At 48.7% G+C, this 12,817-nt stretch carries 13 protein-coding genes; 9 read left to right on the top strand and 4 right to left on the bottom strand.

Annotated elements, in window-relative coordinates; all coding sequences use genetic code 11:
* Window positions 1–86: 86 nt before the first annotated feature.
* Window positions 87–1,073, bottom strand: coding sequence for a DUF4003 family protein (locus CUS_RS00725; RefSeq protein ID WP_002846899.1), 987 nt, complete (start codon window positions 1,071–1,073; stop codon window positions 87–89).
* 394 nt (window positions 1,074–1,467) lie between these two features.
* Between CUS_RS00725 and CUS_RS00720 the strand changes: the two genes are divergently transcribed.
* From CUS_RS00720 to rpsI, 3 genes are all read left to right on the top strand, one after another.
* The gene (locus tag CUS_RS00720; RefSeq protein WP_002846921.1) at window positions 1,468–2,334 is read left to right on the top strand and encodes a DegV family protein; all 867 of its coding nucleotides are present in this window, start codon (window positions 1,468–1,470) and stop codon (window positions 2,332–2,334) included.
* 364 nt (window positions 2,335–2,698) lie between these two features.
* Window positions 2,699–3,127 carry a 50S ribosomal protein L13 gene (rplM, locus tag CUS_RS00715; RefSeq protein ID WP_002846895.1) on the top strand — a complete coding sequence of 143 codons (429 nt, stop codon included), beginning with the start codon at window positions 2,699–2,701 and terminating at the stop codon, window positions 3,125–3,127.
* Between the two features lie 16 nt (window positions 3,128–3,143).
* Window positions 3,144–3,545 carry a 30S ribosomal protein S9 gene (gene rpsI / locus CUS_RS00710; protein ID WP_002846890.1) on the top strand — a complete coding sequence of 134 codons (402 nt, stop codon included), beginning with the start codon at window positions 3,144–3,146 and terminating at the stop codon, window positions 3,543–3,545.
* 314 nt (window positions 3,546–3,859) lie between these two features.
* Here the strand turns inward: rpsI and trmB are convergent, their stop codons facing one another.
* The 3 genes from trmB to CUS_RS00695 all read right to left on the bottom strand — a co-directional run bounded on the left by trmB (window position 3,860) and on the right by CUS_RS00695 (window position 6,598).
* Window positions 3,860–4,534, bottom strand: coding sequence for a tRNA (guanosine(46)-N7)-methyltransferase TrmB (gene trmB, locus CUS_RS00705; RefSeq protein WP_002846896.1), 675 nt, complete (start codon window positions 4,532–4,534; stop codon window positions 3,860–3,862).
* Window positions 4,535–4,781: 247 nt separating this feature from the next.
* A complete protein-coding gene (locus tag CUS_RS00700; RefSeq protein ID WP_227945233.1) occupies window positions 4,782–5,351 on the bottom strand; it encodes a hypothetical protein in 570 nt (189 codons plus the stop codon).
* A 2-nt stretch (window positions 5,352–5,353) separates the two neighbouring features.
* The gene (locus CUS_RS00695; RefSeq protein ID WP_002846898.1) at window positions 5,354–6,598 is read right to left on the bottom strand and encodes a galactokinase; all 1,245 of its coding nucleotides are present in this window, start codon (window positions 6,596–6,598) and stop codon (window positions 5,354–5,356) included.
* A 568-nt stretch (window positions 6,599–7,166) separates the two neighbouring features.
* On the opposite strand from CUS_RS00695, the gene iorA reads away from it, so the two are divergent.
* From iorA to CUS_RS00665, 6 genes are all read left to right on the top strand, one after another.
* Entirely contained in the window at window positions 7,167–8,900 is a 1,734-nt protein-coding gene (iorA, locus tag CUS_RS00690; protein WP_002846917.1) for an indolepyruvate ferredoxin oxidoreductase subunit alpha, read from the top strand.
* A gap of 127 nt (window positions 8,901–9,027) precedes the next feature.
* A complete protein-coding gene (locus CUS_RS00685) occupies window positions 9,028–9,456 on the top strand; it encodes a hypothetical protein (RefSeq protein ID WP_002846900.1) in 429 nt (142 codons plus the stop codon).
* A 19-nt stretch (window positions 9,457–9,475) separates the two neighbouring features.
* On the top strand, window positions 9,476–10,072 hold the full coding sequence (locus tag CUS_RS00680) for a hypothetical protein (protein WP_002846901.1): 597 nt from the start codon (window positions 9,476–9,478) through the stop codon (window positions 10,070–10,072).
* 47 nt (window positions 10,073–10,119) lie between these two features.
* A complete protein-coding gene (locus CUS_RS00675) occupies window positions 10,120–10,596 on the top strand; it encodes a hypothetical protein (RefSeq protein ID WP_037275882.1) in 477 nt (158 codons plus the stop codon).
* Window positions 10,597–10,672: 76 nt separating this feature from the next.
* Window positions 10,673–11,248, top strand: a complete 576-nt coding sequence (locus tag CUS_RS00670) for an indolepyruvate oxidoreductase subunit beta (protein ID WP_002846894.1) — start codon at window positions 10,673–10,675, stop codon at window positions 11,246–11,248.
* A 228-nt stretch (window positions 11,249–11,476) separates the two neighbouring features.
* A complete protein-coding gene (locus CUS_RS00665; RefSeq protein WP_002846919.1) occupies window positions 11,477–12,790 on the top strand; it encodes a phenylacetate--CoA ligase family protein in 1,314 nt (437 codons plus the stop codon).
* The last annotated feature ends 27 nt before the right edge of the window (window positions 12,791–12,817 follow it).

Genomic DNA, 12,817 nt, shown 5'->3' with positions numbered 1-12,817 from the left:
GCCATTCCGTTTTTCTTTGTGGATAAAATTTTCTCTGTCATAGTGATCACTCCTGTAATTTTGTCTTGTTGTTCCATGTTTTTGTTTTAGTTGGAGGCTGCCGCCGCAGTGGTGGTCGTGGTGCAGATGACAACAGCTATCATCGCCATTTCGACAGCCGCTATCATTGCAACTGTGGTCGCGGTAGAAGCCGCATCGCTAAGAGCGGTATCATGCTGATATGCCGCAGAAGTCAGCATGGCGGCGTGCATCAGTCTTGACTGCTTGGTGAATCCCAGCATGCCGTAGCCTTTCTGTTCTGCCAGAAAATCGTCTATCTCGCAGATGGTATCGACCAGCGCCTTTTCATCGGCATCGGAGATGGAAAGTGCTGTAAGTGCGGTAAGTTCGGTGTTTTTGCCGTACTTTCTGCCCGACTCTTTCAGCAGGTCGTAAAGCCTTGCAACGCGGGCGACTTTTTCTTCGGCTGAACCGTCAGCCATAGCCAGCACATGCGAGCATGTCTGCAAAGTGTTTGAACTTGAAAAGCGCTTTTTCAGCAGTTTGTAGCAGTTCTCGGCTTCATCGCAGAGGGTTTTGCTGTCCTTGTCGGTAAGTGCCATAAAGCCTGCCATCACCTTATCTTCACTGCCCGTCAGGAAAGGGTGGTCTTTGGACATTAGCTTATATATATCTTTTGCCTTGACTGCCGCTTGTTCAGCACCGCTCTCATCGGTCATATCAGCCATGAAAAGGGCTAACAGTGAAGTGTACTCGCTCCTGCCGAGTTCTTTTTTGATGATGTCATAGCAGGCGAGGGTCTTTCTGAGATATTCCTCAGGTTCGCCCGATATGTAAAGCCTTACAGCCGCCGACTGTTCTATCATGCCGCGCAGGTTCGAGATGACGGATGTACCCTTTTTCAGCGCCTTTTTGCAGGCTTTAAGGCTGTCTGCATCAGCAGTGACACCTGCGGCGGTGAGGGTGCAGGCAGATGCCGCATACATATGCTCACTCTCCAGTGAAAAAGCCTTTTTCACCGCATCGCGGTTGGTGATGAAGTTCTCGCAGATAGTTCTGATATTGTCGTTCATGTCATTTGCTCCTTTTGTCTATGTATCTGTTGTTGTATCTTGATCATCTCTTGATGATATCTAAATGATATCACATTAATACAAAAATGTCAATAGCATTTACCTCACTTACTCTCTGTTTTGTATGCTGTTATAGTTTTGACAAGTAGTTGCAAACATAAATTGTGAAGTTTAGTCAAAAACAGCTGTAAAAGTTTATGACAGCTGTCAAAAAAAGTTGGCTCAAAACTGTTGAAATATGAGGCTGATTGTGGTATAATTACCTCAAACAGGCATGTACAGGTCGGGCGGAACGGCTTCGTTATCCTGAAGCGGCTTGCTGTTCGCCCGCCTGACATGACCTTGCTATGCTGTACCATACTGACGACTATACTATATATATGGGAGTGATACTATGAACAGACCTTACACACTTTTCTGTGACTCTACCTGCGACCTGCCCGAAGAACGGCTCATTAAAATGGACGTTAAACTGCTCCACCTGACTTTTGAGATAGACGGGCAGGCGTACACCACCGAGAACATCTCAATGCCCGAATTTTACAGGCGCATGCGTGAGGGCGCTGACACAAAGACCTCGCAGATATCGATCGGGGTGTGCGAGGACGCTTTTGAGGAAGAGATCAAAAAGGGCAGAGATGTGTTGTATCTGGCATTCTCTTCGGGGCTGAGCGGCACTTACAACAGCGCACTTGTCGCGCGTGAACATCTGCTGGAGAAGTACCCCGATGCGGATATAGCTGTGGTGGATTCGCTGGCGGCATCGGCGGGCGAGGGGCTTCTGCTGATATATGCCGAGCAGAAAAAGCGTGAGGGCTACACGATCGAACAGCTCAAAAGCTGGATAGAGGTCAACCGTTTCCATATTTGTCACGTATTTACGGTCGATGACCTGAAATATTTGTTTCGCGGCGGAAGAGTCAGCCGCGCGGCGGCGCTGGCGGGCACTGTGCTGGGCATAAAGCCTGTGCTGAATGTGGATAATGACGGGCATCTGATACCGCAGGACAAGGTGCGCGGGCGCAAGAAGTCCATTGAGCGGCTGGGGCAGATGATACGCGAGCGGGTGGGGAGCAACCTCAACCCTGTAGTCACCATAAGTCACGGCGACTGCATTGACGATGCGCGGGCGGCTGAAAAGATGATGAAAGAGATATTCGGGCAGGACACTGAGGTAGTCATCGCCTACACCGGTCCTGTTATAGGGGCGCATTCGGGCCCCGGCACGCTGGCGCTGTTCTTTTGGGGGGACTATCGATGAGCGGTACTATATATAATAAGCATTTTAAGGCGGAGAGGTTTGCTCTCCGCCTTTGCTTTTTTCAGGAGTTTTGCTTTGTTAACGCGCAATTATAAGCCTTTAACTGTGCAAATTTCCCCAAAGTGCAAAAGTGAAATGACTTTCAAGAAATCGAGAAAAACGCAGAGATTTAAAGAGATATCGAGAGAATGAGGGATATAAATTAAAAATTCGGCATATTTGCTATTGACATTCGCGGGCAGATGGTGTATAATAGCAAATGTTGCGAGTCCCGAAGGTGCATTCTGCGGTGTGTGCGGTGCGTCGGCGGGCGATATCACGGGCGGTAATGCACCGTCTGACACATTTTAAAGGAGGATACGATATGTCTACTTATATGCCTAAGGCTGCGGATATTGAACGCAAGTGGTATATCATTGACGCTGAGGGTCAGTCCCTCGGTAGAGTTGCCGCTAAGGCAGCTACGATCCTGCGCGGCAAGCATAAGCCTACTTATGCTCCCCATGCTGACTGCGGTGATCACGTAATAATCATCAACAGCGACAAGGCTGTTCTGACCGGCAGAAAGCTGGAGCAGAAGAAGTTCTACCATCACACCGGCTGGATCGGCGGTATGAAGGAGATCGGCTATGACAAGCTGATGGCTGAGCAGTCTGACAGAGCTATGACAATTGCTGTCGAGGGCATGCTGCCCAACAATACTCTTGGCAGAGCTGCTGCTAAAAGACTCAGAGTTTACAAGGGTGCTGAGCACAACAATGCAGCACAGAAGCCCGTAAAGTGCGAGCTGTAAGAAAGGAGCAATCAGAATGTACGAATCTAAGCAGCCATATTTCTATGGCACAGGCAGAAGAAAGCACTCTGTTGCCCGCGTTCGTGTTTACGAGGGCACAGGTAAGATAACCATTAACGGCAGAGATATCGACGAGTATTTTGGTCTTGAGACACTCAAGCTGATCGTTCGTCAGCCTTTCGCTGTTACCGATACTGTTGACAAGTACGACATCGTTTGCACCGTTGCAGGCGGCGGCGTTACAGGTCAGGCAGGCGCTATCAGACATGGTCTTTCCAGAGCTCTGCTTCAGGCAAGCGATGAGTTCAGACCTCTCCTCAAGAAGGAAGGTTTCCTCACTCGTGACCCAAGAATGAAGGAAAGAAAGAAGTACGGTCTGAAAGCCGCTCGTCGCGCTCCTCAGTTCTCGAAGCGTTAAAAGATTTTTTCGCAAAACGCCTATTTACGGTATTTTCGAGAATTTTTTACAAAGTTGTTCAACAAATTGTTCAACTAAATACTTTGAAAGTAAACCTCTTTGTCGGGAAACCGACAGAGAGGTTTTTGTGTCAGGTCAGTTCTTCGGAGAACTTATCGTTGGATCTGTCTGCTGAGGGCAGTGCTAAAAAAAGTACAAAAAAGCAGGCGGAAAGCACGATGCTCTGCCTGCTTATGTGTCTTATAAAATGGACATCTTCCCACTGCTTAAATTAGTTGCTGTAAAAGATAAAAGTATGGATATTTCAGCAGTCATCAAATTGTTCGCCTGAACGCTTCAAGGCGGTAGATGGGCTGACCGAGATCGGTGAAGCGCTTTTCGTATTCGGTCATGATGTTGCCCTCGAAGTCGCTGTTGTGTAGGTCGAGAGATACGTTTTTCAGCCCCCAGCCGTACTGTGCGAACTGTTCCAGCGAGTACTCAAAGAAGTGCATGTTGTCGGTCTTCTGGTGTATCTCGCCGCCGTCGGAAAGCAGGCGCTCGTATATCGCGAGGAACTCGTGGTTAGTCAGGCGGTGGTTGGCATATGTATTTTTCGGATACGGACAGCTGAAATTCAGGTAGATGCGCCCGACTTTTTTTGCGGGTATGAAGCAGTCGAGGTAACGCGCGTTGCCCCTCAGAAAGCGCACGTTGGTCAGACCGTCAGCTATGGTGTTTTCAGCCGCCTCGACTATAACGTTGGAACTGACTTCCACTGCGAGAAAATTAGTGTTCGGCTGAAGCTTTGCCAGCTCGCGCACGAACTGACCCTTGCCGCAGCCTATCTCCAGTTCGACAGGGTTATCGTTGCCGAAAACAGCCGAAATATCCATAATGTTTTTATCGTCTTTGACAGAAAAATCCAGCACATCACGGTCGAGATAGATTATCATATCGCCGCATGCTGCCAGTCTTTCTTCAAGATTGCTTTTTCTTCTCATTCTCATAATTCAGTTTTCTCCCTATGAATAAAAATTTTAGATAATAACCGTTTTATCTATAGCAATCCAACTTTTTAAATTAACAAAATCCAGTCGCAAAAGCTGGGATTTATGGGTTTTGTGACTGGATTTTGTCTGAATTTTAAGGCGGATTGCTATATAATACAGACGGTGAGCCGTTTGACAGTGTGATGTTAATATAGTGATACTGTGTAACGCCCCGACACATCGCCCAAATATGTAAATTTAAATATTAACGCCTTTTCTTACGCCCGAACAGCCCTTTGTTCTTTTTGAGTTTGTGGAGAAAATAGTCTTGGTCGGAGGTGACTTTTTTCCACTCGGTCGCTGAACCTGTCAGGGGGTCGCCCAGCGGGTAGACCGAAAGCATTATTTCGGGGGTGTCATCGCCATCAAACAGCGGTGTTACGCGGAAAGTCAGCTGTGTGGACAGCACACCGAGAAACTCCTCTTCGGTGCTGGCAACGGATGGGTCAAACTCGGATAGGAAAATACTGCCAAAACGTGCCTGATAGATTCGTTTGCCGTCATTTTTGGTGACAAGCGGCAGGTCATAGCGCACCCATTCAGCCTTACCGTTGCTGATGCGTTGGAATATGAGGTCGGTGAAACGCACGCGTCCGCTGTCGATGTCGTCACCCGAAAGGCTTACGATAAGACCTTCGTTTGAAGCCGCGCCGATGTTTTGAAGGCTGAACGTGTAGGGCAGGCGGTCTATCATTATCTCGCCGCAGCTTATCATTTTCAGACAGGGTTTTCCCGACGCCACATGGTCGCCGAGAATGCCCTTTATCTCGTTCATTTTCATGCTTCAAACAGCACCTTTGTGCCGCCGCAGTTACGTATCGTCAGGACATGGCACGCACCCTCGCCGAAAACTCTGTCCATCTCGGTACGGAACTTTTCCAGTTTATGGTCGGGGACGAATGCTTGTATCGTGCCCGCAAATCCGCCGCCGTGTACGCGGCATGCACCCTCGCCCGAAAGCACCTGTTTTGCGAGGTACAGTGCCACTGTAAGCCCCTGTTCACGGACATTTACAGCCGCGAAGATGTTTTGAAGATATGCCAGCGAGGAGTTGCCGCTCTCGGTGATAAGGTGCAGAAAGTCCGAAAAATCACCCTTTTCAAGTGCTTCCGCCTGCCTGCCGACACGCTCGTTCTCATCAAAATAGTGGAGCGCCCTCAGCACAGCCCTGTCGCCGCATTCTTTACGCAGAACAGCTATATTGTCCATGACATCAGCCTTGCTTATCTCGCGCAGGACGGTCTTGCCGAAATGCTCGGCAACGCTCTTCATTTCGGGCGGGATAGCGGCATATTCGGGCGTGAGGTCGGCGTGACTGCCTTTGGTGTCAACTATGCACAGCTTGTGACCGCTTTGTGCAAAATCGAAATCAATGCTTCTGATGACCGGATCGTCCTTATCTTTAAAGTCGATGGTGATAAGCCCGCCGACTGATGAAGCCATCTGATCCATAAGACCCGAAGGCTTGCCAAAGTGGACATTTTCGGCGTACTGGGCGATCTTTGCGACCTCAACATCGCTGACATCACCGCCGTTGTACAGACCGTTCAGGATAGTGCCGACCAGAACTTCGTAAGCCGCCGAAGATGACAGTCCCGAACCCTGCAAAACTTCGGAGGTGCAGTAAGCACGAAAGCCGCCCACAGCATGTCCGCCATGTGTGAAGCCTGCCGCCATACCGCGTATCAGCGCGGCGGAAGTGTTCTTATCAGCCTCTTTCACATCGGTGTCGGCAAGGTTGACTTTGTCGATGGGGAAGCCTTCGGACTTTATGGTGATGAAACCGTCATCGGTGGGGGCAACAGCCGCGATGATGTCCAGCGAAACGCCTGCCGCCAGCACACAGCCGAGATTGTGGTCGGTATGATTGCCGCCGACCTCAGTGCGTCCCGGTGCGCTGAAAAAAGCGGTGGGCTTTATGCCGAACTCGCGCTCAAATTCAGCCGCCGCCTGTGCATAGCGGGCGGACTGCCTGTCAATATCTTCCTTTGAATATAGCTTTTCTATTGAAAGTGTTTTCATTTTTATCCTCCGTTATCCTGTATCCGCGCAAAAACGCTTGTCTGACTGCTTTATGCGCACGCCGAAGATACGGCGTTATCGCGGTGGCAGACCCTCTAAGTCAATTCTCTACTATTATACTATATCTGCGCAGATTTTGCAAGCATTTTTTTCGTTGGGGTAAGGTTCCGGGCGGAGAGGGCTGATGATGGTGTCGGAGATACAGAAAAAAGAGTTATATCATGGTGTGTCTGACAAAACCGTCACCGAATCGTGAAAAGTTCACAGAAAGTAAGCTGTAAATTCGTGGGATATCACATGGATCTTTACCATAAAAAAGATGCGCGTAAACCGTATATATAGAAGACATTGAAATTTTCATGATAGTGTTTTTTCACTGAGAAAAGAGAGCGTGTTCTTTTTTAGATGGCATTTTCTGTCATTTTAGATAAAAAATATGCGCCGCCTATTGCATTTCGGTGTGAAATGTGATATAATGTCATTACATATCATTAAAAGTATCACTGACTTGTGAAAATCACATTGATGAGGGCTGAAAAGTCAGCCCTGCATGAAAGGAAAGATCGCTATGAAAACACTGATGCTTGGCAACGAGGCTTTTGCCAGAGGACTTTATGAAGCAGGCTGTAAGGTCGTTTCTTCTTATCCGGGCACACCCTCGACCGAGATAACCGAAGCTGCCGCTAAGTACGATGAGATATACGCTGAGTGGGCACCTAACGAGAAGGTCGCTATGGAGGTCGCACTGGGCGCTTCCATCGCGGGCGTTAGAAGTTTCTGCGGCATGAAGCACGTTGGTCTGAACGTTGCCGCTGACCCTCTTTACACTGCGGGCTACACAGGCGTAACAGGCGGCATGGTCATTGCTGTTGCTGATGACCCGGGCATGCACTCTTCACAGAACGAACAGGATTCACGTCACCATGCGGCGGCTTCCAAGACCATGATGGTAGAGCCTTCCGACTCGGCTGAGTGCAAGGAATACACAAAGATGGCTTTTGAACTTTCGGAGAAGTTTGATGTGCCTGTCATCGTGAGAATGTCCACCAGAGTTGCGCACTCGCAGTCGGCTGTTGAACTGTGCGACAGGGAAGAGCGCGAGCCTATCCCCTACGAGAAGAATGCCGCTAAGTACGTTATGATGCCCGGAAACGCTATCCGCAGACACCCCATAGTTGAGGACAGGATGAGGGCTATCGCTGAGTACGGTGAGTCATGTCCGCTTAACACAGTTGAGGACAATGGCGCTGAAATAGGCATCATCACCGCAGGCATATGCTACCAGTACGCTAAAGAGGCACTGGGCGACACCGTTAATTACCTCAAACTGGGTATCGTCAACCCGATGCCTGTACAGATAATAAAGGATTTCGCCGCAAAGTGCAAGCGCGTCATCGTTATTGAAGAACTTGATGATGTCATCGAAACACACTGCAAGAAGAACGGCGTTGCATGTCAGGGCAAGGAACTGTTCGGCTGGCTGGGCGAGATAAGCCAGACTAAGATACGCGAGCAGGTACTGGGCATAAAGCCTGAGTTTGACACCTTTGAGGAAACTGTACCTGTAAGACCTCCTGTAATGTGCGCGGGCTGTCCTCACAGAGGTCTGTTCTACTGCCTGAGCAAGCTGAAAGTGAACGTTTCGGGCGATATAGGCTGTTACACACTGGGCGCTACCGCTCCTCTGTGCGCGATGGATTCCACCATCTGCATGGGCGCTTCCATATCTGCACTGCACGGCTTCAATAAGGCGCTGGGCGCTGATGCCGAGAAGAAGTCTGTTGCTGTTATAGGTGACTCGACTTTCATGCACAGCGGTATGACAGGTCTGGTGAACATCGCGTACAATGCTACAAATTCAACTGTGATAATACTTGACAACTCCATAACAGGCATGACAGGTCACCAGCAGAACCCGACCACAGGCAAGAACCTCAAGGGTGACCCTGCGGCGGCTGTAAATCTGGAAGATCTCTGTCACGCTATCGGCATAAAGAGCGTGCGTGTGGTAGACCCTTATCACATGGCTGAAACAGAAGCTGTCATAAAGGAAGAACTGGCTAAGGAAGAGCCTTCTGTCATCATTTCCAGAAGACCATGCGCTCTGCTGAAATATGTTAAGCACAAGCCCGCACTTCACTGCGATCAGGATAAGTGTGTTGGCTGTAAGCAGTGTCTTAAGATAGGCTGTCCCGCAATTTCTATCCACAACAAGAAGATGGTAATAGACCATACCCAATGTGTAGGCTGCGGCATCTGCACCGAGATGTGCAAATTCAGCGCTATCAAGGGCAACGACTGATCTGAATAATTGTGCGCCGCAGTTTGTCTGCGGGGCTGACGGGCTGTCTGCTCTGCGGGGCTGTATGCGGTCATCGCGGGGCAGAGAGTTCACAAGAGAAAAATATATGCAATAAGGAGATAAAAAAATGTACGATAGTGATAACAAGGTGATGGGCACTGTTGGTGCGCTGATCGGTGCTCTGCTGGGTATAGGCATATGGTGCCTGATAGGATTGGCCGGCAAGATAGCCGTTATCGGCGGCGTTGCTATATTTCTGGGCGCGTTTGGCGGGTATTTGCTGCTGGGCAAGGACATGAGCAAAGTCGGCGTGGTGATAGCGGGTGTCATAGTGCTGGTATCGGTATATTTTGCCACAAGGCTCAACTACGGCATATCGCTTTACCGCGCGATGGAAGGTGAGATGTCTTTCGGTGAATGTTACAGTAAGGTGCTCGACCTGCTGGAGGCTTTCGGCAAAAAGGGCTCTTTCTATAAAGACCTTGTTATCGGCTACCTGATAACGATAGTCGGCGGTATAGGTGCGCTGGCAAAGCTGGGCGCTATTGGGAAGTGATGAAAGGGAGTGAGCGTTTATGAAACGTGTGCTTTATATAAACGAGTTACTGCTTTGTGCGGTATCTATCGCTTTCACTTCTCTGCATCTGTACTTATTCCATGAAAAATGGTCTGCGTGGGAATATATAGTGGCTTACTTGATCTACGGCGCATCAGCCGCTCTGCTGACGAATTTTCTGATAAGCGATCTTAAATCGAAAGATGGCAGACCGTCAGCAAAGGAAACGGTATTCGGAACTGTTTCTGCACTGCCGCTGTTCTTTATGGCTGTGTTATACTTTCTGCCGTTTGGGCGCATTAATTTATGGATACTTTTGATCTTTCTGGCGACGATCATCGTTCTTGCGACAATATGGTTCAAGGGATTATCAAAGTACGTGCTGATAGGGATATTTGCCTTGCTGACTTTATCTCTGCTGGGCGCATATGTTATGAGCGTTATCAGCCGTGTGCCTATGGGAACGGGATATTCCTCTGAATACAGGGCAGCGCACAGTTGGGAGTTCTTTATAGCCGAAAACGGCGGGGCGGTACAGTTTAATGCGATACCAACGATGATAGCTTTTCTGCTGGCAGGTAAATTCTGCGATAAGATGAGCCGTGAAAATGTTTAAGATGATAGGTTTAACATGATGATGTCAACTAAGGAGTTGTAATATAAATGGAAACCAGATCTGTAATAAAAAGGATACTTATCATCGGGCTCGCTATTTTGGTGCTGGCATGGTGTTCGTTCTTTGTATTTTTGTCAGGTGTAATGAGATCTCAGAACGGGATAAACTTTGCAAATATGGGTATAATGGCACTCGAACTTTCATGGCTGATCATCCCGAGTATCATTGCGATCGTGTGCAATATCAAGTGGAGCGTAGAGTCCAGTGGAGCAAAGACGACCATCAGAACTGTCCTGAGCGCTGTCTGCTGTTCGGTTCTAGCATACTATTTGCTTGGTACATTTTGGGGATTGGGTATAAGCTGTATAAGCTGGAGGTGGATCTGCTATATATTGACTTCCAGTTGGAAAAAAACGGTACCGTGTTTTTTGGTGATAGTGTATAATCTCATAATGATACACATTGATAAGAAAAAAGAGAAGATGAGCAAAGACATTATGAGAAGCGCAGAGAGATCTGAATAGATAAGGTGATCTTCTTATCTGTGATGCGCTTTGTTTGTGCTGACGTAATTATAATAACAAAGGAGTTGTAATATAAATGGAAACTAAATCTGTAATGATAGTCGGCGTTGGCGGACAGGGTTCGCTGCTGGCTTCAAGGATACTGGGCAACGTGCTGCTTTCGCAGGGCTTTGATGTAAAAGTCAGCGAGGTACACGGCATGAGCCAGCGCGGAGGTTCGGTAGTTACATATGTAAAATACGGCGATAAGGTATATTCGCCTGTTGTTGAAAAGGGTGAGGCGGACATAATCATCAGCTTTGAACAGCTGGAAGCCGCAAGATACGTGCAGTACCTCAAAAAGGGCGGTCATATCGTGACTTCCACCCAGCAGATAGACCCGATGCCTGTCATCAACGGCGCGGCTGTTTATCCCGATGAGATAATCGCAAAGCTGAAAGCACAGGGCATAAGCGTGATAGATGTCGATGCGCTGACACTGGCTGAGCAGGCAGGTACTTCTAAGGCTTCAAACGTTGTATTGATGGGCGTTGTGTCCAAAAAGATGGATTTCGCTGAAGACGTATGGCAGGCGGCACTGGAACACTGCGTTCCCGCTAAGTTCCTTGAACTGAACAGAAAGGCTTTTGCACTGGGCAGAGAACAGGCTTGATGCTGAGATAGGTCAGGTATTCGGGCGGGGCAGAATGTTTTCGTGCGAATGGCTGATAAAAACGAATAACACAGATATCTCGCTTTCCCCCGATATGGGGAAAGCGGGTGTTTGCGGTCATGCCGATTTAGCAATTTAAAACGGTATGACCGCAAAGGAAATAAAAGCAAGAACAGTAAAAAAATGGCGGGGCTACCCGTTAATATCATTTGAAGGAGTTGATATCCAATGGCAGAAAAGATCTATTGGGACAAGGACATTGAAACAATGGAACATGACAAGATGGTCGCTCTGCAAAGCGAAAGGCTTGTTAAACAGGTCAGGCATGTGTGGGACAATGTGCCTTACTACCGCAGACTGATGGAAGAAAAGGGCGTGACCCCCGATGATATCAAGGGCGTTGAGGATCTTCACAAACTGCCTTTTATCTCAAAGGCTGACCTGCGCGAGAACTATCCTGACGGTATGCTGGCTGTGCCGAAGTCTGAGTGCGTGCGCATACAGTCCACCAGCGGTACCACAGGCAAGAGGGTAGTGGCTTTCTACACACAGAACGATGTTGACATGTGGGAAAACTGCGTGGCGCGTGCCATAACTGCGGCAGGCGGCACTAAGGACGATGTTTTGCAGGTGGCTTACGGCTACGGTCTGTTTACGGGCGGCGCAGGAATTCACGGCGGTTCGCATAAGGTGGGATGTCTTACACTGCCAATGTCATCGGGCAACACCGAAAGACAGATACAGTTCATGCAGGATCTGGGCACGACTATACTTTGCTGTACACCTTCTTACGCGGCTTATATAGGCGAAACCGTAAAGGAGATGGGCATATCTCCCGACGAACTCAAACTGAAAGCGGGCATTTTCGGTGCTGAACCCTGGACTGAGGAGATGAGGCAGGAGATAGAGAAGTCGCTGGGTCTTAAGGCTTATGACATCTACGGTCTGACCGAAACTTCGGGTCCCGGTGTGGCTTTTGAGTGCGAAGAGCAGACAGGTATGCACATCAACGAAGATAACTTCATAGCTGAGATAATCGACCCCGACACGGGCGAGGTACTGCCTGAAGGTTCAAAGGGCGAACTGGTGTTCACCAGCATCACCAAAGAGGCATTTCCTCTGCTGAGATACCGCACAAGAGATATCTGCATACTGACACGCGGCAAATGTTCCTGCGGCAGAACACTGGTCAAGATGTGCAAGCCGATGGGCAGAAGCGACGATATGCTGATAATCAAGGGCGTAAACGTATTCCCGTCACAGATAGAAACTGTTCTGCTGAAAGATTTCAATGCTACACCTAACTACCAGATAGTGGTAGACAGAGTGGGCAATGTTGACACATTCGAGATAAAGGTAGAACTTTCGGACGAGATGTTCGGTGATACCATCAAGTCGGTATCAGAACTTGAAAAGAAGCTGAGCGCTGACATCGTTCAGATATTGGGCATCAGGGCGAAGATAAGCCTTGTTGAACCTAAGAGCATACCGAGAAGCGAGGGCAAGGCGGTAAGAGTCATCGACAAGAGGAAGCTGGTATGAACTGACGCGCATCGCGGCTGACAAAAA

The sequence above is a fragment of the Hominimerdicola alba 8 genome, from assembly GCF_000178155.2.
Classification (GTDB): Bacteria; Bacillota; Clostridia; order Oscillospirales; family Ruminococcaceae; genus Hominimerdicola; species Hominimerdicola alba_C.
The sequence above is the reverse complement of the archived record's forward strand: the minus strand, read 5'-3'. Positions and strand labels throughout refer to the sequence as shown.